Genomic DNA, 22460 nt, shown 5'->3' with positions numbered 1-22460 from the left:
TCCCGAGTCCCGGATCCCTCAAGCACATCCCGGCCATGCCGATAATCATGGATCGATCCTGGGCAATCGAGGCACCGCATTGTGGGCATCGCCCACGCCAAGACCCGACAGCCGCCGGTCTTGAAGGGCAGAGATGACGTACCAGACCCATATCCGCCAGGTGCTGGCGCCTTCCATCATGGCGGTGCAGTGGCTGACCATCGCCGTCTGGCTGGCGACCCTGCTGCTCAATCCGCACCTGCCGCGGCCGCTGGACCACGCCTATGCGCTGGCCTTCGCCACCCTGCTCGGCACGGCGGCGAGTTCGGCGCTGGCCCGGCGGTTCTGGCAGTGGCGCTTGAGCGGTGCGCTGTACGTGCTGGCGCTGGCCGCGGCCTACCGGCTCGAGCTGCACGGCATGGGGCGGCACGGCGACTTCTGGCTGCTCCCGGTGTCGGTCACGCTGTGCCTGGGCGTCAACCTGCTGTTCCTGTTCTCGCGCGACTACCTGCTGGTGCTGGCCTGCACCTGGTCGATCATGCTGGTGGCGCATCCCGCGCCGGTCCCGGCCAGGTCCGACCTGCCGCTGCTCGCGCTGCTGGTCGTGGCGGTGTCGCTGATCGGCTTCGCGCTCAATCGCATGTTCGTGCGCAGCATGCGCACCACGTTTGCGCTGCAGGAGGACTACCGGCGCATCTCCGAGACCGACGCGCTGACCGGGCTGGCCAACCGGCGCGCGTTGACCGAGCAGCTGCACGCCCTGGCCGCCGCACGCGGCGAGCGCGCGCTGCATTTCGCGATGCTGGACATCGACGACTTCAAGCAGGTCAACGACACCTACGGCCACGATGTCGGCGATGCGGTGCTGCTGGCGCTGGCCGCGGAACTGGCGCGGCTGGGTGACGGCTGCCGGGTCGGCCGGCTTGGCGGCGAGGAGTTCGGCATCCTGTTCGAACGCATGAGCGATGCGCAGGTCGGCGAGTTGCTGCATCGGTTGCTGGAGCGCGTCTGCACGCTGCGGGTGAACGATGTGGCGTTCGCGTTCAGCGCCGGGGTCGCGCGGCTGCACCCCGGCGGCACGGTGTCCGACCTGCTCAAGCGCGCGGACCGGGCGCTGTACGCGGCCAAGCGCGAAGGCAAGGGCCGCATCCGCCTCGAAACCGGCGCCGGCCCGGCGCCCGCGGACCGTGCCGGCGAACACGGCGGCCCGCTGCCGCAGCCGTCGGAGTGAGCCGCGGCCGCTGCGCAGGCGGATGCACGATCGCCGCAATCGCCGCCACCAGGCACTGCCGCTGCCGCGTAGCGCCGGCGCGTCGCCGGCGCTACGCGCGGGTTCACGCCCCCAGCGCCTGCGCGTGCACCCCGGCCACCGCGCGCCCGGATGGGTCGGCGGCGTTGGCGAAGCTCGCATCCCAGGCGATCGCCGCCGGCGAGGAACAGGCGATCGACTTGCCGCCGGGCACGGTCTCGGCCGCCGCCGGCGTGGGGAACGCGCGCTCGAACAGCGTGCGGTAGTAATAGGCTTCCTTGGTCTGCGGCGGGTTCACCGGGAAGCGCTTGTCGGCCGCGGCCAGTTCGCGGTCGCTGACCTGCGCCTCGGCATGCGCCTTCAGCCCGTCGATCCAGCCGTAGCCCACGCCGTCGCTGAACTGCTCCTTCTGCCGCCACAGGATCGACTCGGGCAGATAGCCTTCGAAGGCCGCGCGCAGCACGCCCTTCTCCATGCGCGTGGCGCCGCCGCTGGTCTTGTCGATCATCTTGTGCTGCGCGTCCATGCGCATCGCCACGTCCAGGAACTCCACGTCCAGGAACGGCACGCGCGGCTCCACGCCCCAGGCCATCATCGACTTGTTGGCGCGCAGGCAGTCGTAGTTGTAGAGCGCGTCGAGCTTGCGGATCAGCTCCTCGTGGAACTCGCGCGCGTTCGGCGCCTTGTGGAAGTACAGGTAGCCGCCGAAGATCTCGTCGCTGCCCTCGCCGGACAGCACCATCTTCACCCCCATCGCCTTGATCCGCCGCGCCAGCAGGAACATCGGCGTGGAGGCGCGGATGGTGGTGACGTCGTAGGTCTCGATGTGCCGGATCACTTCCGGCAATGCGTCCAGGCCTTCCTCGAAGGTGTATTCGAAGCCGTGGTGCACGGTGCCCAGCGACTCGGCGGCGATCGCCGCGGCGGCCAGGTCGGGCGAGCCCTTCAGGCCGATCGCGAACGAATGCAGGCGCGGCCACCAGGCCTCGGCCTCGTCGTTGTCCTCGATGCGCTTGCGCGCGAAACGCGCCGCCACCGCCGCGACCAGCGAGGAATCCAGCCCGCCGGACAGCAGCACGCCGTACGGCACGTCGGTCATCAGCTGGCGGTGCACGGCGCGCTCGAAGGCCTCGCGCAGTTCCTGCTTGCTCACTTCCACGCCCTGCACCGCGGCGTAGTCGCGCCACGGCTTGCGGTAGTACTGCACGAGTTCGCCGCTGGCGCTGTCGTAGTAGTGGCCGGGCGGGAACTGGGCGACGTCGGCGCAGCTGTCGGCCAGCGACTTCATCTCCGAGGCCACGCGCAGCCGGCCTTGCTGGTCCTGGCCCCAGTACAGCGGGCACACGCCCATCGGATCGCGCGCGATCAGCACGCGCCCGGCCGCCCTGTCCCACAGCGCGAAGGCGAAGATGCCGTTGAGCCGGTTGAGCAGCGCCGCCGGCGCGTCCTCGCGGTACAGCGCGTTGATCACCTCGCAGTCCGAGCCGGTCTGGAACGCGTAGGGCTGCGCCAGCTGCTTCTTCAGTTCGCGGTGGTTGTAGATCTCGCCGTTCACCGCCAGCGCCAGTTGCCCGTCTTCGGACAGCAGCGGCTGCGAGCCGCCGGCCGGATCGACGATGGCCAGCCGCTCATGCACCAGGATCGCGCCGTCGTCGACATACACGCCGCTCCAGTCCGGACCGCGATGGCGCTGCCGCTGCGAGCAGTCCAGCGCCTGCCGGCGCAGCGCCTGCAGGTCGTCGCCGGGTTGCAGGCCGAAGATGCCGAAGATCGAACACATGGAAAAGCTCCTGGATGGTTTGTGGGGGTCTGGAGCGGTTGCCGGCCGGCACCGCGATGCAGCGAAAAATCTCACACATAAAAAAACCCGCATCGGCCGATGCGGGTTTTCTGGATACTGGGCGTGGTGTTTCGGTAGCGCCTAGTCGCAGACCCGCATCGGCCGCGCACGATTATTCGCCAGCGCATTATTGCGGCCGTTGGCGTGGATCGGGCGGAGGGCGGACAGCGAGGTCATGCGGCGAACGTAACCCGGCCGGCGCAGCGACGCAACTGTTACGACAGCAACCGTTCGATCAGGCGCAGGTACAGCGCCGGCAGCGCCTCCAGGTCGGCGACGCGCACATGCTCGTCCACCTGGTGGATGCTGGCATTGACCGGGCCGACCTCGATGCACTGCGCGCCCAGCGGCGCGATGAAGCGCGCGTCGGAGGTGCCGCCGCCGGTGCTCTCCTCCGGCGCCGCGCCGGCGAACGCGCCCAGCACCTCGCGCGCGACGCTGCGCAGGCGCCCTTCCGGGGTGTAGAACGGCTCGCCGCTGCGGTGCCAGCGCAGCGTGTAGTCCAGGCCGTGGCAGTCGAGCAGCGCGGCGATCTCCGCTTCCAGCCGCGGCGCGTCCCAGTGCGGGTTGTAGCGCAGGTTGAAGGCCACCTGCAGCTCGCCGGGGATCACGTTGTTGGCGCCGGTGCCGGCATGCAGGTTGGAGATCTGCAGGCTGGTCGGCGGGAAGCTCTCGTAGCCGTCGTCCCAGTGCCGCGCGGCCAGCTCGGCCAGCGCCGGCGCGGCCAGGTGGATCGGATTGCGCGCCTTGTGCGGATAGGCCACGTGGCCCTGCACGCCCTGCACCGCCAGCGTGGCCGACAGGCTGCCGCGGCGGCCGACGCGCAGCAGGTCGCCGAGCCGCTCGGTGGAGGACGGTTCGCCGGTGATGCACCAGTCGATGCGCTCGCCGCGCGCGCGGAAGGTCTCGGCGACCTTGCGCACGCCGTCCAGCGCGTCGCCCTCCTCGTCGGAGGTCAGCAGCAGCGCCAGCGTGCCGGGATGGTCAGGATGCGCGGCGACGAACTGCTCGGCGGCGACCACGAACGCGGCCACCCCGCTCTTCATGTCGGCGGCGCCACGCCCGTACAGCACGCCGTCGCGGATCTGCGGCACGAACGGATCGCTGGCCCAGGCCTCGCGCGGCCCCGGCGGCACCACGTCGGTATGGCCGAGCAGCGCCAGCACCGGCGCGCCGCCGCCGTGCGTGGCCCACAGGTTGTCGACCTGGCCGAAGCGCAGCCGCTCGATGGCGAAGCCGGCACGTGCCAGCCGCTGCGCGATCAGGTCCTGGCAGCCGGCGTCGTCGGGCGTGACCGAGGGGCGGGCGATCAGGTCGCAGGTGAGGTCAACGACGTCGGTCATGGCGGGGAATCACTGTAGGGGCGGCTTCAGCCGCGACAGGAACGGAGGATGCCAGGCATGCCGGCAACTGCGCTCGATCCGGGTTTCGATGAAATCCGAGGCGGTACGGTCGCGGCTGAAGCCGCTCCCACAGGGAGCGAACAGCGGCGCCACTGGCTCAGCCCACGCCGAAGCGCTGCTTGAAGCCGTTGTCCGAGAAGCCCTGGCTGAACTGGCCGTCGTCGGTGAGCACCACCGGCCGGCGGATCAGTTGCGGATATTCGCGCAGCAGCAGTTTCCATTCGGCCTCCGAACCGGGCGTCTTCTTGTTGTCCGGCAGCTGCCGCCAGGTGGTCGAGGACTTGTTGACCAGCGCGTCGAAGCCGCCAGCCTTGCCGGCCCACGCCAGCACGGTCTCCGGATCGGGCTTGTGCTCGCGGTAGTCGACGAAGGTGTAGGCCACGCCGAAGCGGTCCAGCCATTTCGTCGCCTTCTTGCAGGTGTCGCAGTTCTTCAGTCCGTACAACGTCGTCATCGAAAATGTCCCATCAAGCGGTAAGCCCCTCTCCCGTCGGCGACCGGAGGAAGTCCCCATGGGAGAGAGGGATTGGGGTGAGGGTACGGGCGTAGCATCGCGGCGGTAGGGTGCACATGACTTTGCACGTCGCGACTCACCTGGCGATGCGCTTCTGTCACAGCGCGCAGCTCCGTACGTACCCTCATCCGGCGCTGCGCGCCACCTTCCCCCGGAGGGGGAAGGAAAATCAAAAGGAAAATCAATCGGCCAGGCCGCGCAACAGGTCGTTGACGCTGGTCTTGCTGCGGGTCTTGGCGTCGACCTGCTTGACGATCACCGCGCAGTACAGCGAGTGCGAGCCATCCTTGGACGGCAGCTGGCCGGAGACCACCACGCTGTACGGCGGCACGTAGCCGTAGGACACCTCGCCGGTGGCGCGGTTGTAGATGCGCGTGCTCTGGCCGATGAACACACCCATGCCGATCACGCTGTGGTGGCCGACGACCACGCCTTCCACCACTTCCGAACGCGCGCCGACGAAGCAGTGGTCCTCGATGATGGTCGGCCCGGCCTGCAGCGGCTCGAGCACGCCGCCGATGCCGGCGCCGCCGGACAGGTGACAATGCTTGCCGATCTGCGCGCACGAGCCCACCGTGGCCCAGGTATCGACCATGGTGCCCTCGCCCACGTGCGCGCCGATGTTGGTGAAGCTCGGCATCAGCACCACGTCCTTGCCGAAGTAGCTGCCGCGGCGCGCGATCGCGCCCGGCACCACGCGCACGCCGGCCTTGCGGAACTCGGCCTCGTGGTAGCCGGCGAAGCGCGACTCCACCTTGTCCCAGAACGGCGCCGGCTGCGCCTCGACCACGGCCATCTCGTTGACCCGAAAGTACAGCAGCACCGCCTTCTTCAGCCACTCGTTGACCTTCCAGCCGCCGTGTCCGTCGGGCTCGGCGACGCGGAACTCGCCGGTTTCCAGGCCGTCGATGACGCGGTTGACCACCGGCCGGGTCGAGCCTTCGATCTCGTCCAGGGTCAATGCGGCGCGGCGTTCGAAGGCGCTGTCGATGGTGAACTTCAGCTCGTCGGCGCTGGGGCCGGCGGCCGGCTTGGCGCGCACCGGCCTGGCCGCCGGCTTCGGCGCGGCGGCGGGCTTGGCGGCGGCGGCGACGGTCTTGACCGCGGCCTTCTTCGCGGGGGCCTTCCTGGCGGCGGGCTTGGGGGCAGCGGGCTTCTTGCCGGCGGAAGGCTTCTTGGTGGCCATTAGCGTGATTCTCCAGGCGGGGTATCGGGGTCCAGGCAGGCCTGCAGTGCGGCGTGCAGCGCCTGGCGGGAGGATTCGGGCAACGGCAGGTTGTGCTCGTCGGTGATCTGGAACAGATCCTCGGCGCGCTCGCCGAAGGTGGCGATGCGCGCGTCGTGCACGCGCAGCTGCTGGCGGCGCAGCACCTGCGCCACGTTCGACAGCAGGCCGGGCCGGTCCGGCGCGACCAGGCTCAGGCGGGTGCGGCGGCCGTCCACGCTCTCGCGGAATTCGATGCGCGGCGCGAAGCGGAAATGCCGCAGTTGCCGCGGCACCACGCGCCGCGCCGGGCGCAGCCGGGTCAGGTCGCCGCTCAGCGCCTCGCGCAACGCCGCTTCCAGCTGCGCGGTGTCGCCGCTGGCGAAGGCATCGGCCGGCATCACCTCGAAGGTATCGAAGATCGCCCCGTGCGGCGCATCGAGCACGCGGGCGCGGTGGATGCCGTAGCCGAGCCGGTCCAGGGTCATCACGATGGCGGCGAACAGGCCGTCGCGGTCCGGCGAATACACGAACACTTCCAGCGCGGCGTCGTCGGGCGTGACCGGGCGCACCTTGACCAGGGTGCCGCCCAGCTCCACTTCCATCAGCGAACTCGCCTGCCAGGCCAGCTGCTCGGGGCGGAAACGCAGGAAGCTCTCGTCCGGCATGCCGGCGAACTGGCGGTCGATGACCGCGTCGTCGTGGCCCTGGATGTGCATCAGCGCGCGGGTGGCCTCGCGCGCCTCCTGCACGCGCTCGGCGACCGGCCGCGGATGCTCCAGGCCTTCGCGCAGCGCGCGCCGCGCGGCGAAGTACAGGTCGGCCAGCAGGCGGTCCTTCCACGCATTCCACAGCTTGGGGCTGGTGCCGGCGATGTCGGCGCAGGTCAGCAGGTACAGATAGTCCAGGCGCTCGCGGTCGCCGACCAGGGTGGCGAAGCGGTGGATCACTTCGGCATCGGAAATGTCCTGCTTCTGCGCGGTCACCGACATGCGCAGGTGCTGCTCGACCAGCCACACCACCAGCTCGGTATCGGCGGCGCTGAGCCCGTGGATGGCGCAGAACGCGCGCGCATCGACCGCGCCGAGTTCGGAATGGTCGCCGCCGCGGCCCTTGGCGATGTCGTGGAACAGCCCGGCCAGCAGCAGCAGCTCCGGCTTGCGCAGCCGCGGCCACACCTCGTGCGCGATCGAGAAGCGGTCGTCGGCGCGCGCGCTGGCGAACACCGCGATGTTCTTCAGCACCATCAGCGTGTGCTGGTCCACCGTGTACACATGGAACAGGTCGAACTGCATGCGCCCGGACACCTGCGCGAACGCCGGGATCCATTGCCCGAGCACGCCCAGCCGCGCCATCCGGGTCAGCGTCTGCACCGCGCGCGGACCGCGCAGCAGGGCCAGGAAGCGCTCGCGCGCCAGCGCGCCGGCGCTGTCGTAGGCGGGCAGCTGCGGCAGCGCCTCGGCCAGCGCGCGCGCGGTCAGCGAGTGCAGGCCGCGCACCTCGCCGTGCGCGGCCCAGATCGCGAACAGCGCGAACACCTGCACCGGATCGGCCTGCGGCCAGCCCTCGGCATCGGCGGCCAGGTAGCCGCGGCGCAGCGAGAAGCCGGCGCCCAGCGGCTGCGGCTGCGCTTCGCCGTCGAACTGCTCCTCGAAACGCTGCAGCAGCCGGTCGCTGAGCCGGCGCACGATCGCGGCGCTGCGGTAGAAGCGCTGCATCATCTTCTCCACGCCCAGGCTCTCGGGGTCGTCGGAGAAGCCCAGCCGCTGCGCCAGGGTCTTCTGGTAGTCGAAGCGCAGGCGCTCCTCCGGGCGGTTGGCGACCAGGTGCAGGCCGTAGCGCAGCCGCGCCAGTTCGCGGCGTTCGCGGCGCAACGCCGCGGCCTCGTCGCCGCCGACGTGGCCGAGCCCGACCAGCGCTTCCAGGTCGCGCACGCCGAACGCGCGCAGCGCCATCCAGCCCAGCGTATGCAGGTCGCGCAGGCCGCCCGGGCCGTCCTTGATGTCCGGTTCCAGGTTGTCGGCGGTATCGCCGAAGCGCTGGTGGCGGGTCTGCAGTTCCTCGCGCTTGGCCAGGAAGAAATCGCGCGGCGGCCACACCTGCTGCGGCGCGATCGCCGCGGCCAGCGACGCCCGCGCCGCGGCGTCGGCCAGCAGCGGGCGCGCCTCGATCAGCGCGGTCAGCACGGTCTGGTCGGCGCAGGCGGCGGTGCACTGCGCGGCCGAGCGCACCGCGTGGCTGACCGGCACGCCGGCGTGCCAGAGCAGCGCGAACAAACGCGCCAGCGCCTGCTCGTGGGCACGCTGCTGCTCGGCCTCGCCGAGCACCAGCAGGTCGATGTCCGAATGCGGGAACAGCTCGCCACGGCCGTAGCCGCCGACCGCGTACAGCGCCAGCCCGGCGTCGCGCGGCAGGCAGCGGCTCCAGGCATGCCGGATCAGTTGGTCCAGCGCGCGCGCGCGCAGCGCCAGCAGGCGGTCGATGTCGTCGCCCTGGTCGAAGCGCTTGCACAGCCGCGCGTCGGCCTGGAGCAGCAATTGCCGGGCCGCGGCGGCCCACTGCGCATCGTCGACGGCCGCGTCGTCGGGCATGCCGGCATCGGCACCGGCCTGCAGCAGGCTCACGGCTCGCCGAGGCCGCCGGGCGACAGGGTCAGCACTTCCACGCCGTCCTCGGTGACCGCGATCATGTGCTCCCACTGCGCCGACAGCTTGCGGTCCTTGGTCACCACGGTCCAACCGTCGGGCAGCACGCGGGTGAAGCGCGAGCCTTCGTTGATCATCGGCTCGATGGTGAAGGTCATGCCCTGCTTCAGCACCAGGCCCTCGCCGGGACGGCCGTAGTGCAGCACCTGCGGTTCGTCGTGGTAGACCTTGCCGATGCCGTGGCCGCAGTACTCGCGCACCACGCTGAACCGCTGGCCCTCGGCGTACTGCTGGATCGCGTGGCCGACGTCGCCGAGCGTGGCGCCGGGGCGCACCGCGCGGATGCCGCGCCACATCGCCTCGTAGGTCGCCTCGACCAGGCGCCGCGCCATCACCGACGGGGTGCCGACGTAGTACATGCGGCTGGTGTCGCCATGCCAGCCGTCCTTGATCACGGTGACGTCGATATTGACGATGTCGCCGTCCTTCAGCACCTTGCTGTCGCTGGGGATGCCGTGGCAGATCACGTTGTTCACCGAGCTGCACACCGTCTTCGGGTAGCCGCGGTAGCCGACGTTGGCCGGCACCGCCTGCTGCACCTTGATGATGTGGTCGTGGCAGATGCGGTCGAGCTCGGCGGTGGTGACACCGGGCTTCACATGCGGCCCGATAATGTCGAGCACCTCGGCGGCCAGACGGCCGGCGATGCGCATCTTCTCGATGTCCTGGGGAGTTTTCAGATTGACGGTCATACCCGCCATTATCGCTCATTCGGGGCTTTCCTGAACGCGCCCGTGGATACCGCCGGTTTTTCGGCACCGGGCCGCCACCCTACCGCCTTCACAAAATTCAACCGGCGAAACCGGGGTTGTCATCAAGTCCAAAAACTAGATGCGCATCCAGAAATATGTGCGCTGGCCCACACTTTGCATTGGCTCGGGCACCGACGGACTCCGTCATTCCGAAGAGCCTCACCCCATGCAAGCTTTCCACCGTGCACTCGCCATCCTCGCGCTGCTCGCCGCCGGAACCGGCGTGGCCTACGCCCAGACCGATTCGCGCACCTTCAACGTCAAGATCCAGATCACCAGCGTCTGCGACATCCAGACCGCCCCCACCGACGTCGATTTCGGCAGCGTCAACTCGACCCAGACCTCGATCAACAGCACCGGTACCTTGAACGTGCGCTGCACCTCGGGCACCCCGTACAACATCGCGCTCAACGCCGGCAGCGGCTCCGGCGCGACGGTGACCTCGCGCACCATGGGCAGCGCCGATGCGGGCAATACCGCACGCGTGCCGTACGCCCTGTACCGCAACTCGGCGCGTACCCAGAACTGGGGCTCGACCATCGGCAGCGACACCCAGGCCGGCACCGGCAATGGTGCGGTGCAACCACTGGTCGTCTACGGCCAGGTCGCAAGCACCAATTACCCTGCCGGTTCGTACAGCGACGTCGTCACCGCCACCGTCACCTGGTAACCGGAGCGCCCCATGTCCCTGCACCGATCCTTCGCTTCGCGCCTGTCGATCGCCGCGGCCCTGTGGCTGGCGGCGAGCCTGGCGGCCCATGCCGCCAGCCTGCAGGTCGCGCCGACCTCGGTGCAGCTGACCGCGGAAGAGGCGGCGCAGGGCCTGTGGCTGAGCAACAGCGGCGACACGCCGCTGCAGGCGCAGGTGCGGGTATTCCGCTGGCGCCAGCGCGACGGCGAGGACCTGCTCGAAGCCAGCGACAGGATCGCGATCAGCCCGCCGATGCTGCAACTGGCGCCGCACTCGCGACAACTGGTGCGCATCATCCGCCTGGACGATGCGCCCAGCACCACCGAGGACACCTACCGGGTGCTGGTCGACGAACTGCCGTCTGCGGATGCCGCCGCCGGCAGCGCGGCCGGCCTGCAGTTCGTGCTGCGCTACTCGGTGCCCATCTTCGTCAAGCCGGCGGTCGCCGCGGCCCCCGCGCTGCAGGCCAGGCTGATCCGCGACGCCGCCGCGCCGGCCCTGGAGGTCGTGAACCAGGGCAGCGAGCACGCGCAACTGGTGGACCTGCATTTCGTCGCCAGCGACGGCACCCGTGCCGCGATCGCCGACGGCCTGGCCGGCTACGTCCTGCCGGGCCAACGCAAGCGCTGGCCGCTCCCTCCTGCGCTGGCGCGTGCCGATGGCACGTTCAAGGCCACGATCAACGGTGAGCCCCTTGCTCAGTCGCTTGCGTTGGAAGCACAGGCTCCTTGAACTGCTGCTGGCGCTGTCGGCGAGCGCAACGCCACTGGCCGCCGCGCAGCCTGTCGAACCGCGGTCCGCGCAGGAAACGCTGTACCTGGAGGTCACCCTGAACGAGACCCGCAAGCCAGGCCTGTTCCGCTTCCAGCATGACGGCACGCGCATGCTCGCCGATGCCGCCACGCTGCGCCAACTGGGCCTGCGCATCGACGCCGGCGACGCCGCCACGGCGATCGCCCTGGAAACCCTGGACGGGGTGCGCTACCGCTACGACGCCAGCCTGCAGCAACTGGCGATCGATGCGCCGGTGGCGCTGCTCGACGTGCCGCTGACCCGCATCGACGCGCAGGGCGGCGGCCCGGCGCTGCCGGCGACCAGTTCGCCCGGCGCGCTGCTGGACTACGACCTGTACGCCAGCCACCAGGGCAGCGCCAGCAACCTCACCGCGACCGGCGAATTGCGCGCCTTCGGCCTGGGCAGCGGCCTGCTCGGCAGCGCCATGTTCCGCCAGTCCTTCGTCACCCGCCTGTACCGCGAACCTCGGCGCGACTGGCGCAGCCAGGCGATCCGCCTGGACACGCAATGGCAGTGGTCGCTGCCCGACCGCATGACCAGCGTGGTGCTCGGCGACACCCTGAGCAGCAGCACCAGCTGGAGCCGCGCGCTGCGCCTGGGCGGGGTGCGGGTGGGCCGCGATTTCGGCCTGCAGCCATACCGGGTGACCACGCCGCTGCCGGAATTCCTCGGCGAAGTGACCGTGCCGTCGAGCGTGGACCTGTACGTCAACGGCATCCGCCAGTACGGCTCGGAGTTGCCGGCCGGGCCGTTCCAGCTGTCGGCGGCGCCCGGCGTGGACGGCGCCGGCAACGCGCAGCTGGTGATCACCGACGCCTACGGCCGCAGCCGTTCGGTCGAGTTCCCGTTCTACGCCACCCAGGACCTGCTGGCCGATGGCCTGGACGACTGGTCGCTGGCGCTGGGCCGGGTCCGCGAGGGCTACGGCAGCGACACCTTCGACTATGCCGGCGACACCGTCGGCAGCGCCAGCTGGCGCCGCGGGGTCAGCGCCCGCTTCACCGCCGAGGCGCACGCCGAGGCCGGTGCCGGCGTGCGCAACGCCGGCGCCGGCGGGGTGTGGCTGCTGCCGCGCGCCGGGGTGGTCGGCGCGTCGCTGGCGCACAGCCAGGGCAATGGCCTCAGCGGCCGCCAGTACGCGCTCAGCTACCGCTGGAACAACGGCCGCTTCAACGTCTCGATGGACACCCAGCGCGCGCAGCGCGGCTATCGCGACGTGGCCTCGCAGTACGGCGCGCCGCCGCCGCGGATCAGCGAACGCGCGCTGGCCGGGGTCAGCTGGGACCAGGTCGGCAACCTGTCGATGAGCTATGTGCGGCTGTCCTATCCCGACAGCGGCGACCTGCGCTATGCCAGCCTGTTCTGGACCCGGGCGCTGCCGTGGCAATCCTCGCTGAACCTGAGCGTCAACCAGAACCTGGACCAGGCCAGCGACCGCAGCATGTACCTGGGCTGGTCGATCGCGCTCGACGGCGCGCGCCAGGCCAGCGTCGCGCTGCAGCGGGTCGGCGAGCGCCTCAGCGTCGCCGCCGACCTCAGCCGCTCGGCTCCCGCCGACGGCGGCAGCGGCTGGCGGGTGCAGGCGCGCAGCGGCCAGGACAGCGCCGGCGGCCTGGCCGAGGCCACCTGGCGGCGCGACAACGCGCGCTACGCCGCCGGGCTGGCCAGCTACGGCGGCCAGGGCTACGGCTATGCCGAAGCCTCCGGCGGCCTGGCCTGGATCGGCGGCGGCTGGTTCCCCGGCCGCGATCTCGACCAGGCCTTCGCCCTGGTCTCCACCGGCGGCGTGGCCGACGTGCCGGTGCTGCTGGAGAACCGCCCGATCGGCAGCACCGACGCGCGCGGCTTCCTGCTGATCACCCCGCTGATGGGCTGGCAGCACAACCAGGTGTCGATCGATCCGATGCGGCTGCCGCCGCAGATGCGGCCGGAACGGGTCGACCAGATCGTGGTGCCGCGCGACCGCACCGGCGTGGTGGTGGAGTTCCCGATCCGCACCAGCGACGGCGTGCTGGTGCAATTGCACGACGCCCAGGACGCGCCGCTGCCGGTCGGCAGCCGGGTACGCGGCCCGGGCATCGACGCGGTGGTCGGCTACGACGGCGAGGCCTACCTGGAAGGCCTGAAGATCGGCGGCAACGCGCTGCAGGTGGACACGGCCGCCGGCAGCTGCACGGTCCGCATCGAGCACACCCCGCAGCGGCGCCCGGCGCGCCTGGGGCCGCTGCGCTGCAGCGCCGGGCCGGCGCCATGAGCGGCGCCGCGTGGCGCTGCGGCGTCCTGCTGGCGCTGGCCGCGGCGCTGGCGCCGCTGCGCGCCGATGCCACCACCACCTGCACGGCGGTGACCACCGCGCTGGACTTCGGCAACGTCTCCAACAGCGCGGCCACCGACAGCACCGCGCAGATCACCGTCACCTGCCAGACCGGCGCGCTCAGCATCCTCGGCACCATCTACGTGCGCATGTGCCTGAACATCGGCGAGGGCGCGCAGGGCGGCGGCCTGGGCATCGCGCCACGGCGCATGCTCAATCCGCTCAGCGACAGTCTCGGCTTCCAGCTGTACCGCGACAGCGCCCGCAGCCTGATCTGGGGCAGCGCGCTGAACGCCTCCACGCCATTGCAGGTGGACCTGACCTATTCCTCGCTGCTGACCGGCGGCAGCGGCAGCGCCAGCTACACCATCTATGGGCGCGTCCCGCTGCAGAGCGGCATCGCCACCGGGCTGTACCAGAACAGCTTCAGCGGGGTCTACACCAACCTGCAGTACCGCTACGACGAACCGCTGATCGGCACCCCGGCGAGCATGCCCGCCTCCTGCACCACCGGCGGCACCGGCGGCGCCACCGCGGCGCAGTTCCCGTTCGTCAGTTCGGCCAACGTGGCCCCGGTCTGCACCATCGCCAGCATCGCCGACCTGGACTTCGGCAGCCACTCCGGCCTGGTCGATACCGCGCTGAACTACACCACCGCGCTGAGCATGAACTGCCGCCGGCGCACCGCCTGGCAGGTCAGCCTGGACAACGGCCAGTACGCCAGCGGCAACATCCGGCGCATGCGCAACGCCGCCGGCCAGTACCTGCGCTACGAGCTGTACCGCGACGCGGCGCGCAGCCAGCGCTGGGGCAGCACCCTCAACAGCGACACCCAGACCGGCACCGGCACCGGCAGCACCCAGTCGCTGACCCTGTACGGCCAGGTCCCGGCCGCGCAGACTCCGCCCCCGGGCAGCTACAGCGACGTGGTCAAGGTGACGGTGACCTACTGAGGGCTAAACGCGGGCGCGGACGCGGTAAAGTTGCCGCACGGCACGCCGTTATCTGTCGCATCCTCCTGGGAATACCAACATGACCGCCAGACCGTTCATGCAATCGCTGCTGCTCGCGAGCATTTGTGCCGTCTGCGCGGACGCGGCGGCGCAGAACATCGCCGCCAACGAAAGCACGGCGTTCCGGGTCGGCATCCGCCTGCAGCGCAGCTGCGAGATCAGCACCGCCGAGCGCAACCAGCCCGGCGCCGTCGCCGCGCAGGTGGCCTGCACCCGCCCCTTGCCCTACCAGGTCAGCATCGACGGTGCCGCCGCGCCCAGCGCGTCCGGCGCGCTGGCGCTGAGCCTGAGCCTGGCCGACGGGCTGCCGCGCCGGGATGCGCGTTACGCCACGGTCGCGTTCTAGATGGGCGGGCGCCGTCGCGCACGGATCGCCGGCCTGCTGCTGGCGCTGCTGCCGGGCATGGCCGCGGCCGCCGGCGTGCGCATCAGCCCGACCATCGTGCAGATCGCACCCGGCGCGCAGACCGCCGAGATCTGGCTGAACAACACCCAGGACCGGCCCTGGCAGGCGCAGGCCCAGCTGTTTCGTTGGCGTCAGACCGAGGGAATGGACCGGCTGCTGGAAACCGACGAGGTCCAGCTCAGCCCGCGCCTGATCGACATCCCCGCGCAGGGGCGGCAACTGCTGCGGGTGGTGCGCACCGGGCCGGCCGCGACCGAGCGCGAGCTCGCCTACCGCCTGGTGCTGGAGGAACGCCCGGCCGCGGACAGCGGACCCGCCGACCCGCGCCTGCTGCTGCGCTACTCCACCCCGGTGTTCCTGTCCGCACCCGGCGCCGCGCCGGCCGCCACGCTCAGCGTCAGCCTGGTCGCCGGCGCCTACGGCCAGGAACTGCAGGTGCGCAATCGCGGCACCGCGCACGCGCGGCTGAGCGACCTGAGCTTCGTCGGCGCCGACGGCCGCCAGCAGACCCTGTTCCACAACCTGGCCGGCTACGTGCTGGCCGGGGAACAGAAGCGCTGGCCGCTGCCGGCCGAGCTCGGCAACGCGCGCGGCGGCCATTTCGCCGCCCGCCTCGACGGCAACCCCGACCTGCAGGCGCTGCCGGCCGAATGACCCGGCGCGCCTGGATTTGCACCGCCGGCCGCGGCCAGCTATAGTTCCGCTGCTTTGTTGCGCCCGCCCGGGCCAGCGAACCGTCCACGCCGGACGCACCGGCGAATCCACACCTGCTGCCATCGCCCGTGCCGGGGTGCTCCGCGAGGAGTTCGGTCACGGAGGCCGCAGGGAGGCCCAACCCCGGAACCGTCGTGCACGCCCCGCAAGGGCCTGCATGTCCATGCGCGGACTTCACCCAAACCGCCTGCGCACGGCCGGTTCCCCATCAGGAGTCACTGCAATGCCCCAAGTCACCATGCGTCAGATGCTGGAAGCCGGCGTCCACTTCGGCCACCAGACCCGCTACTGGAACCCCAAGATGGCGCCGTACATCTTCGGCGCGCGCGGCAAGATCCACATCATCAACCTCGAGAAGACGGTTCCGCTGTTCAACGACGCGATGAACTTCATCTCCAGCGTCGCGCAGAAGCGCGGCACCATCCTGTTCCTGGGCACCAAGCGCAGCGCACGCGACTCGGTGAAGGAAGAAGCCGAGCGTTGCGGCCAGCCGTTCATGACCCAGCGCTGGCTGGGCGGCACGCTGACCAATTTCCGCACCGTCAAGCAGTCGGTGGCGCGCCTGAAGGAGCTGGAATCGGCCGAAACCGACGGCACCTTCGACAAGCTGGTCAAGCACGAAGTGCTGACCCTGCGCCGCGAGCGCGACAAGCTGCAGGCCTCGCTGGGCGGCATCAAGGAAATGAACCGCCTGCCCGACGCGCTGTTCGTCATCGACATCGGCCATGAAGACATCGCCATCAAGGAAGCCAAGAAGCTCGGCATCCCGGTGATCGCGGTGGTCGACACCAACTACAACCCGGAACTGGTGGACTACGCCATCCCGGGCAACGACGACGCCATCCGTGCCGTGCAGCTGTACGCGCGCGCCGCCGCCGACGCCGTGCTGGAAGGCAAGGCCGCCGCGCCGAACGCCGCCAGCGTGCGCGAGGAAGAGTTCAGCGAAGCCGGCGACGACAAGGGCCGCGGCCCGCGCAAGAACGGCAAGAAGGCCGAAGAAGCCGCTCCCGCCGCCGAGTAACCGGCGCGCCATGCGATTGCGCGAGCATGCGCAGTCGCCGCCCGGCGCGCGCCGCGCGCCCGGGTCAGCGGGCGCCGCAAGCGCCCGTTTCCCAGAATACCGGCCGGCCGCAAGCCGGCCCTTTCCCACCTTTTGTGAGGTCACCCCGTGGAAATCACTGCTTCCCTGGTCAAGGAACTGCGCGAGCGCACCGGCGCCGGCATGATGGAATGCAAGAAGGCGCTCACCGAGAACGCCGGCCATATCGACAACGCCGCCGAGTGGCTGCGCAAGTCGGGCCTGGCCAAGGCCGACAAGAAGGCCGACCGCGTCGCCGCCGAAGGCCGCATCGCGATGGCCCAGGACGGCGGCAAGGCCGTGCTGGTCGAGATCAACTCGGAGACCGACTTCGTCGCCAAGGACAACAACTTCCTGGCCTTCACCGAAGCCGTGGCCCAGGCCGCGCTGCATTCGGACGCCGCCGACGCCGAAGCGCTGAAGAGCGCCAAGCTGGCCGGCGGCGAGACCGTCGAGGAAGCCCGCGCCGCGGTCATCGCCAAGGTTGGCGAGAACGTGCAGGTGCGCCGCCTGGCGCGCATCGACAGCGCCAACAACGTCGCCGCCTACGTGCACGGCGGCCGCATCGGCGTGCTGGTCGAGGTCAAGGGCGGCGACATCGAGCTGGCCCGCGGCATCGCCATGCACATCGCGGCGATGAACCCGCCGCACGTGAAGGCCGCCGACGTCCCGGCCGAGTTCGTCGCCAAGGAAAAGGAGATCGAGCTGGCCAAGATGTCGGAAAAGGACAAGGCCAAGCCGGCCGACATCCTGGAGAAGATCATCAGCGGCAAGATCGCCAAGATCGTCAACGAGGTCACCCTGTACGGCCAGCCCTACGTGCTGAACACCGACCAGACGGTGGAGCAGGCGGCCAAGGCCGCCGGCGCCGACGTGGTCGGTTTCCAGCGCCTGGCCGTGGGCGAAGGCATCGAGAAGGTGGTGGAAGACTACGCCGCCGAAGTGATGAAGCAGGCCGGCCTGGCCTGAATCCGGCCCCGCCCGGAGAAAAAAAGCCGCGCCTTGTCGCGGCTTTTTTTTCGCCGGTGGTACGCTCTGCGGGCAGGGACGCATCGCTGTCCCGATCACACTTCACGCGGAACCGCATGCGCCCTGAACTCGAAGCCATCCTGGCTCACTCCCGCAACCTGCCCTCGCCGCCCGGGATTGCGCTGCGCATCATCGAGCTTGCCCAGGATCCGGACGTGGATCTGGCCACCACCGCCGACACCATCGCGATGGACATGGCGCTGAGCGCGCGCATGCTGCGCATCGCCAATTCGCCGCTGTACGCCAGCCGGCGCCGCATCGACAACCTCGGCCAGGCGCTGACCATGCTCGGGCTCAACGCCGCGCTGAGCCTGGCGCTGGGCTTCTCGATGGTGCAGAGCCTGCGCGACGGCAGCGCCTCCAGCGACCTGCAGGAACGGATCTGGCGGCGCAGCGTGCTGTCGGCGCTGGCCAGCCGCCTGCTCGGCCAGGCCATGGGCCTGCGCAAGCAGGAGGAACTGATGCTGGCCGGGCTGCTGCAGGACATGGGCGCGCTGGCCCTGCTGCACATCTGCCACGACGACTACGCGCCGCTGCTGCGCGAAGCCGGCGGCAGCGGCGAGGCGGCGCTGGCCGCCCTGGAGCGCGAGCGGCTGGGCTGCGACCACGCCGAGGTCGGCGCCTGGCTGGCGCAGAAGTGGAAGCTGCCCGGCTATCTGCAGCGCAGCATCGGCCAAAGCGCCGGCGTCGAACCGGCGCCGGACACCTTCGGCCGCTGCGTGCTGCTGTCCGGCAGCCTCGCCGACATCTGGCTGAGCGACGATACCGATGCCGCGCGCGGCCTGGCGATGGAGCGCGCGTACCGCGAACTGCAGCTGGACAGCCGCCGCTTCGACGAGGTGATCGCCGGCATGGCCGAAGCCCTGCCGGAAATCGGCCCGATCTTCGACGTGCGCATAGCGCAGCCGGAGCGGATCGACGCGATCATCAGCCATGCGCGCGAGCTGATGGTGCTGCGCAACCTGCGCGAGATCCAGGAAGCCACCCACGCGCGCCACCAGGCCGACGAATCGGAGCACCGCGCGCGCCGCCTCGCCGAGCAGGCCAGCCGCGACGCGCTGACCGGGGTCTACAACCGGCACCAGCTGGAGGTGCTGCTCAACCAGCAGTTCGACCTGGCCAGCCGCCACGACTGGCCGCTGTCGGTCGCCTTCATCGACCTGGACGACTTCAAGAAGATCAACGACGCCCACGGCCACCTGATCGGCGACCAGGTGCTGCGCGCGTTCGCGCAGGCCCTGCAGCCGTTGCTGCGCAGCAGCGACACGGTGGCGCGCTTCGGCGGCGAGGAATTCCTGGTGTTGCTGCCCAACACCAGCGAGGAAGCCGCGCTGAGCGTGATCCGGCGCATCCTCGCCGAGATCGCGCAGCGGCCGATGGTGGAACTGAAGAGCGGGCCGCTGCACATCAGCTTCTCCGCCGGCGTCGCCACCCAGGGCGGGCGCGAGCGCTTCGCCACCGCGCAGGAGCTGCTGCAGGCCGCCGACGACATGCTCTACAGCTCCAAGCACGGCGGCCGCAACCGCGTCACCGCGCGCTCGTTCCGCGACACCCTGGCCTGAGCGAAGCAGGCCCGCGGCAGATTCCCTGCCGCGCTTCGGCTAGAATCACGTGGTTTGCCCGTCCCCCCAACGAGGTCACCATGTCCCAGCTCGCCTATCGCCGCATCCTTCTGAAACTTTCCGGCGAAGCGCTGATGGGGGATGGGGATTACGGCATCGACCCCAAGGTCATCAACCGCCTCGCCCATGAAGTGATCGAGGCGCAGCAGGCCGGCGCGGAAGTGGCGCTGGTGATCGGCGGCGGCAACATCTTCCGCGGCGCCGGCCTGGCCGCCGGCGGCATGGACCGGGTCACCGGCGACCACATGGGCATGCTCGCCACCGTCATCAACGCGCTGGCGATGCAGGACGCGCTGGAAAAGCTCGGCGCCAAGGTGCGGGTGATGAGCGCGATCAAGATCAACGACGTGTGCGAGGACTTCATCCGCCGCCGCGCGATCCGCCATCTGGAGAAGGGCCGCATCGCGATCTTCGCCGCCGGCACCGGCAATCCGTTCTTCACCACCGACTCCGGCGCGGCGCTGCGCGCGATCGAGATCGGCGCCGACCTGCTGCTGAAGGCGACCAAGGTCGACGGCGTGTACGACAAGGACCCGAAGAAGCACGCCGACGCGGTGCGCTTCGACAGCCTGACCTACGACGAAGTGATCGCGCGCAACCTGGAAGTGATGGACACCGCCGCGTTCGCGCTGGCCCGCGACAGCGACCTGCCGCTGCGCATCTTCAACATGGGCCAGCCCGGCGAACTGCTGAAGATCCTGCACGGCGCGGAGATCGGCACGCTGGTGAAGGGCCGCAGCTGATAACGGCCGGGATTGGGGATTGGGGATTGGGGATTCGCAAACGCGACAGCCGCTAGCATGCGCCGTTGCGAGGCGCTCGCGGCAGACAACCTGCTGCAGTGCGCAACGCGTTTGCGAATCCCCAATCCCCAATCTCCAATCCCGGCACCACGCTGTTCCCGGCTATAATCGTCCGATTCAGATTCAGCACGGACACCGGCGATGCTCAACGAAATCAAACAAGACGCACAGACCCGCATGGCCAAGAGCATCGATGCGCTGCGCCATACGCTCATCAAGGTGCGTACCGGCCGCGCCTCGACCGCCCTGGTCGAGCACCTGAAGGTCAATTACTACGGCTCGGAAATGCCGCTGAGCCAGGTCGCCAGCGTCGCCGTGGCCGATGCCCGCTCGCTGACCATCAGCCCGTGGGAAAAGCAGATGGTCAGCGCGGTGGAGAAGGCGATCCTGGCCTCGGACCTGGGCCTGACCCCGAACACCGCCGGCACCACCATCCGCCTCAACCTGCCGGCGCTGACCGAAGAGCGCCGCCGCGAGCTGTCCAAGGTCGTGCACAGCGAAGGCGAGGACAGCAAGGTCGCGATCCGCAACATCCGCCGCGACGCCAACCAGCAGATCAAGGATCTGCTGAAGGACAAGAAGGTCACCGAGGACGAGGCCCGCGCCAGCGAGGACGACATCCAGAAGCTGACCGACAAGGCGATCAAGGACGTCGACGACGTGGTCAAGGGCAAGGAACAGGAACTGATGGCGGTCTGAGCCTGCGCCGTTCGGCCATGTCTTCCGACCCCCACTCCATGTCCCTGCCCCGCCACATCGCCATCATCATGGATGGCAACGGCCGCTGGGCGCAGCGCCGCCGCCGGCCGCGCGTGATCGGCCACCGCGCCGGCGCGCGCGCGGTCAACCGCACCATCGACTTCTGCCTGGAGCGCGGCATTCCCGCGCTGACCCTGTTCGCCTTTTCCAGCGAGAACTGGGGCCGCCCGCAGGACGAAGTGGACGCGCTGATGAAGCTGTTCCTGCACGCGCTGGACCGCGAGGTCGAGGAACTGCAGCGACGCGGCGTGCGCGTGCGCTTCATCGGCGACCGCTCGCGCTTCGCGCCGTCGCTGCGCGAGCGCATGGCCCAGGCCGAAGCCGGCACCCAGCACAACCAGGCCCTGCACCTGTCGATCGCGGCCAGCTACGGCGGCCGCCAGGACATCGCCCAGGCCGCGCGGGCGCTGGCCGAAGAGGTCGCGGCCGGGCGCCTGCGCCCGGAGCAGATCGACGAGGAGCTGCTGTCGGCGCGCATGGCGCTGGCCGACCTGCCGCCGCCGGACCTGTTCATCCGCACCGGCGGCGACGTGCGCATCAGCAATTTCCTGCTGTGGCAGCTGGCCTACACCGAACTGTGGTTCACCGAGACCCTCTGGCCCGAGTTCGGCGCCGAGGTGCTGCAACAAGCCCTGGACGACTACGCCGGCCGCGAGCGGCGTTTCGGCCTGACCAGCGCGCAAGTCGCCCCGGCGACGGAGAACACATCCGCATGACCCGCACCCGTGTCATCGCCGCGCTGATCATGGCCCCGCTGGCCATTTGCGCCATCCTGCTGCTGCCGACCCAATGGCTGGCGGCGCTGGCCGCGCTGATCTTCCTGATCGGCCTGTGGGAATGGCTGAAGCTGGCCGAGGTCGACGACACCTTGCCGCGCACCATCCTGCTGGTGCTGAACCTGCTGCTGATGGTGCTGCTGGTGTGGGCCTCGGCCGGCTCGCTGGTGCTGTTCCAGCTGACCACCCTGGTCGGCGTCGGCTGGTGGTGCGTGGCGCTGCTGTGGCTGCGCTTCTTCCAGTTCGGCTCCGACCACGCCACCTACGCGCGGGTGTTCAAGCTGGCCGCCGGCACCCTGGCGATCGTCCCGGCCTGGGCCGCACTGGGCCTGATCCATGCCGGCGAGCCGAACGGGCACCGCTGGCTGCTGACCGCGCTGGTCACGGTGTGGGCCGCCGATTCGGGCGCGTATTTCGCCGGGCGCCAGTTCGGCAAGCACAAGCTGGCGCCGCGGATCAGCCCCAACAAGACCGTGGAAGGCCTGCTCGGCGGGCTGCTGGCCGGCCTGGTCTGCGCCGCCGGCTTCGGCTGGCTGGCCGGGGTGACCCTGCCGCAGCTGCCCGGCCTGCTGATCGTGGCCGCGGTCAGCGTGCTGGCCTCGGTGGTCGGCGACCTGTTCGAGAGCCTGCTCAAGCGCCACGTCGGCGCCAAGGACTCGGGCAACGTGATCCCCGGCCACGGCGGCGTGCTGGACCGCGTCGACGGCGTGCTGGCGGCGCTGCCGATCTTCGCGCTGGGTAAAGAGATCTTCGGATTCTAGGGCCTATGAACGCGATCGGGATAGGCCACGCCGCGCCTGGGCGCGCACAGGGC

At 70.2% G+C, this 22460-nt stretch carries 19 protein-coding genes and 1 pseudogene; 14 read left to right on the top strand and 6 right to left on the bottom strand.

Annotated features, from left to right (window positions below):
• Window positions 1–133 precede the first annotated feature (133 nt).
• A complete protein-coding gene (locus AB3X10_RS08400) occupies window positions 134–1210 on the top strand; it encodes a sensor domain-containing diguanylate cyclase (protein ID WP_369980689.1) in 1077 nt (358 codons plus the stop codon).
• Between the two features lie 103 nt (window positions 1211–1313).
• On the opposite strand, the gene asnB is transcribed toward AB3X10_RS08400, so the two are convergent.
• The 6 genes and pseudogenes from asnB to map form a co-directional block, all read right to left on the bottom strand.
• On the bottom strand, window positions 1314–3008 hold the full coding sequence (gene asnB, locus AB3X10_RS08395; protein WP_369980688.1) for an asparagine synthase B: 1695 nt from the start codon (window positions 3006–3008) through the stop codon (window positions 1314–1316).
• A 275-nt stretch (window positions 3009–3283) separates the two neighbouring features.
• On the bottom strand, window positions 3284–4411 hold the full coding sequence (gene dapE / locus AB3X10_RS08390) for a succinyl-diaminopimelate desuccinylase (RefSeq protein WP_369980687.1): 1128 nt from the start codon (window positions 4409–4411) through the stop codon (window positions 3284–3286).
• Window positions 4412–4568: 157 nt separating this feature from the next.
• Complete coding sequence (locus AB3X10_RS08385) at window positions 4569–4925, bottom strand: arsenate reductase (RefSeq protein WP_369980685.1); 357 nt, start codon at window positions 4923–4925, stop codon at window positions 4569–4571.
• A gap of 241 nt (window positions 4926–5166) precedes the next feature.
• Window positions 5167–6135, bottom strand: a pseudogene (gene dapD / locus AB3X10_RS08380) (2,3,4,5-tetrahydropyridine-2,6-dicarboxylate N-succinyltransferase); the annotation flags it as partial.
• A gap of 35 nt (window positions 6136–6170) precedes the next feature.
• Window positions 6171–8780 carry a [protein-PII] uridylyltransferase gene (locus AB3X10_RS08375; RefSeq protein ID WP_369981728.1) on the bottom strand — a complete coding sequence of 870 codons (2610 nt, stop codon included), beginning with the start codon at window positions 8778–8780 and terminating at the stop codon, window positions 6171–6173.
• Window positions 8781–8809: 29 nt separating this feature from the next.
• A complete protein-coding gene (map, locus tag AB3X10_RS08370; RefSeq protein WP_369980683.1) occupies window positions 8810–9586 on the bottom strand; it encodes a type I methionyl aminopeptidase in 777 nt (258 codons plus the stop codon).
• A 226-nt stretch (window positions 9587–9812) separates the two neighbouring features.
• On the opposite strand from map, the gene AB3X10_RS08365 reads away from it, so the two are divergent.
• From AB3X10_RS08365 to AB3X10_RS08305, 13 genes are all read left to right on the top strand, one after another.
• Entirely contained in the window at window positions 9813–10316 is a 504-nt protein-coding gene (locus AB3X10_RS08365) for a spore coat U domain-containing protein (RefSeq protein ID WP_369980681.1), read from the top strand.
• Window positions 10317–10328: 12 nt separating this feature from the next.
• Complete coding sequence (locus AB3X10_RS08360) at window positions 10329–11069, top strand: molecular chaperone (RefSeq protein ID WP_369980679.1); 741 nt, start codon at window positions 10329–10331, stop codon at window positions 11067–11069.
• Window positions 11032–13386, top strand: coding sequence for a fimbria/pilus outer membrane usher protein (locus tag AB3X10_RS08355; RefSeq protein WP_369980677.1), 2355 nt, complete (start codon window positions 11032–11034; stop codon window positions 13384–13386). Before AB3X10_RS08360 ends, AB3X10_RS08355 begins: the two co-directional genes overlap by 38 nt.
• On the top strand, window positions 13383–14399 hold the full coding sequence (locus tag AB3X10_RS08350; protein WP_369980675.1) for a spore coat U domain-containing protein: 1017 nt from the start codon (window positions 13383–13385) through the stop codon (window positions 14397–14399). Before AB3X10_RS08355 ends, AB3X10_RS08350 begins: the two co-directional genes overlap by 4 nt.
• Window positions 14400–14478: 79 nt before the next feature.
• Window positions 14479–14805, top strand: a complete 327-nt coding sequence (locus AB3X10_RS08345) for a hypothetical protein (protein ID WP_369980673.1) — start codon at window positions 14479–14481, stop codon at window positions 14803–14805.
• The gene (locus AB3X10_RS08340; RefSeq protein ID WP_369980671.1) at window positions 14806–15519 is read left to right on the top strand and encodes a molecular chaperone; all 714 of its coding nucleotides are present in this window, start codon (window positions 14806–14808) and stop codon (window positions 15517–15519) included.
• A 283-nt stretch (window positions 15520–15802) separates the two neighbouring features.
• On the top strand, window positions 15803–16600 hold the full coding sequence (rpsB, locus tag AB3X10_RS08335) for a 30S ribosomal protein S2 (RefSeq protein ID WP_369980669.1): 798 nt from the start codon (window positions 15803–15805) through the stop codon (window positions 16598–16600).
• 147 nt (window positions 16601–16747) lie between these two features.
• Window positions 16748–17626, top strand: a complete 879-nt coding sequence (gene tsf, locus AB3X10_RS08330; protein ID WP_369980667.1) for a translation elongation factor Ts — start codon at window positions 16748–16750, stop codon at window positions 17624–17626.
• A 116-nt stretch (window positions 17627–17742) separates the two neighbouring features.
• A complete protein-coding gene (locus AB3X10_RS08325; RefSeq protein ID WP_369980666.1) occupies window positions 17743–19248 on the top strand; it encodes an HDOD domain-containing protein in 1506 nt (501 codons plus the stop codon).
• Window positions 19249–19328: 80 nt separating this feature from the next.
• The gene (pyrH, locus tag AB3X10_RS08320) at window positions 19329–20051 is read left to right on the top strand and encodes a UMP kinase (protein WP_104558608.1); all 723 of its coding nucleotides are present in this window, start codon (window positions 19329–19331) and stop codon (window positions 20049–20051) included.
• Between the two features lie 201 nt (window positions 20052–20252).
• The gene (gene frr, locus AB3X10_RS08315; RefSeq protein WP_145707608.1) at window positions 20253–20810 is read left to right on the top strand and encodes a ribosome recycling factor; all 558 of its coding nucleotides are present in this window, start codon (window positions 20253–20255) and stop codon (window positions 20808–20810) included.
• Window positions 20811–20848: 38 nt separating this feature from the next.
• Complete coding sequence (uppS, locus tag AB3X10_RS08310) at window positions 20849–21586, top strand: polyprenyl diphosphate synthase (protein ID WP_369980663.1); 738 nt, start codon at window positions 20849–20851, stop codon at window positions 21584–21586.
• Complete coding sequence (locus AB3X10_RS08305; protein ID WP_369980661.1) at window positions 21583–22407, top strand: phosphatidate cytidylyltransferase; 825 nt, start codon at window positions 21583–21585, stop codon at window positions 22405–22407. The genes uppS and AB3X10_RS08305 overlap by 4 nt, the downstream gene beginning before the upstream one ends.
• Window positions 22408–22460 lie beyond the last annotated feature (53 nt).

This window comes from Xanthomonas sp. DAR 80977, assembly GCF_041240605.1.
GTDB lineage: Bacteria > Pseudomonadota > Gammaproteobacteria > Xanthomonadales > Xanthomonadaceae > Xanthomonas_A > Xanthomonas_A bundabergensis.
Note: the sequence above shows the minus strand (reverse complement) of the source record. Positions and strands in the feature narration are given on the sequence as shown.

What these genes read in the sequence shown, in the direction of transcription:
- pyrH (WP_104558608.1), top strand. Translation starts at nt 19,329, where the DNA reads ATGTCCCAGCTCGCCTATCGCCGCATCCTTCTGAAACTTTCCGGCGAA.
- asnB (WP_369980688.1), bottom strand. Translation starts at nt 3,008, where the DNA reads ATGTGTTCGATCTTCGGCATCTTCGGCCTGCAACCCGGCGACGACCTG.
- dapE (WP_369980687.1), bottom strand. Translation starts at nt 4,411, where the DNA reads ATGACCGACGTCGTTGACCTCACCTGCGACCTGATCGCCCGCCCCTCG.
- AB3X10_RS08400 (WP_369980689.1), top strand. Translation starts at nt 134, where the DNA reads ATGACGTACCAGACCCATATCCGCCAGGTGCTGGCGCCTTCCATCATG.
- rpsB (WP_369980669.1), top strand. Translation starts at nt 15,803, where the DNA reads ATGCCCCAAGTCACCATGCGTCAGATGCTGGAAGCCGGCGTCCACTTC.
- AB3X10_RS08360 (WP_369980679.1), top strand. Translation starts at nt 10,329, where the DNA reads ATGTCCCTGCACCGATCCTTCGCTTCGCGCCTGTCGATCGCCGCGGCC.
- AB3X10_RS08350 (WP_369980675.1), top strand. Translation starts at nt 13,383, where the DNA reads ATGAGCGGCGCCGCGTGGCGCTGCGGCGTCCTGCTGGCGCTGGCCGCG.
- AB3X10_RS08305 (WP_369980661.1), top strand. Translation starts at nt 21,583, where the DNA reads ATGACCCGCACCCGTGTCATCGCCGCGCTGATCATGGCCCCGCTGGCC.
- AB3X10_RS08325 (WP_369980666.1), top strand. Translation starts at nt 17,743, where the DNA reads ATGCGCCCTGAACTCGAAGCCATCCTGGCTCACTCCCGCAACCTGCCC.
- AB3X10_RS08375 (WP_369981728.1), bottom strand. Translation starts at nt 8,780, where the DNA reads ATGCCCGACGACGCGGCCGTCGACGATGCGCAGTGGGCCGCCGCGGCC.
- map (WP_369980683.1), bottom strand. Translation starts at nt 9,586, where the DNA reads ATGACCGTCAATCTGAAAACTCCCCAGGACATCGAGAAGATGCGCATC.
- uppS (WP_369980663.1), top strand. Translation starts at nt 20,849, where the DNA reads ATGTCCCTGCCCCGCCACATCGCCATCATCATGGATGGCAACGGCCGC.
- AB3X10_RS08365 (WP_369980681.1), top strand. Translation starts at nt 9,813, where the DNA reads ATGCAAGCTTTCCACCGTGCACTCGCCATCCTCGCGCTGCTCGCCGCC.
- AB3X10_RS08345 (WP_369980673.1), top strand. Translation starts at nt 14,479, where the DNA reads ATGACCGCCAGACCGTTCATGCAATCGCTGCTGCTCGCGAGCATTTGT.
- frr (WP_145707608.1), top strand. Translation starts at nt 20,253, where the DNA reads ATGCTCAACGAAATCAAACAAGACGCACAGACCCGCATGGCCAAGAGC.
- AB3X10_RS08385 (WP_369980685.1), bottom strand. Translation starts at nt 4,925, where the DNA reads ATGACGACGTTGTACGGACTGAAGAACTGCGACACCTGCAAGAAGGCG.
- AB3X10_RS08340 (WP_369980671.1), top strand. Translation starts at nt 14,806, where the DNA reads ATGGGCGGGCGCCGTCGCGCACGGATCGCCGGCCTGCTGCTGGCGCTG.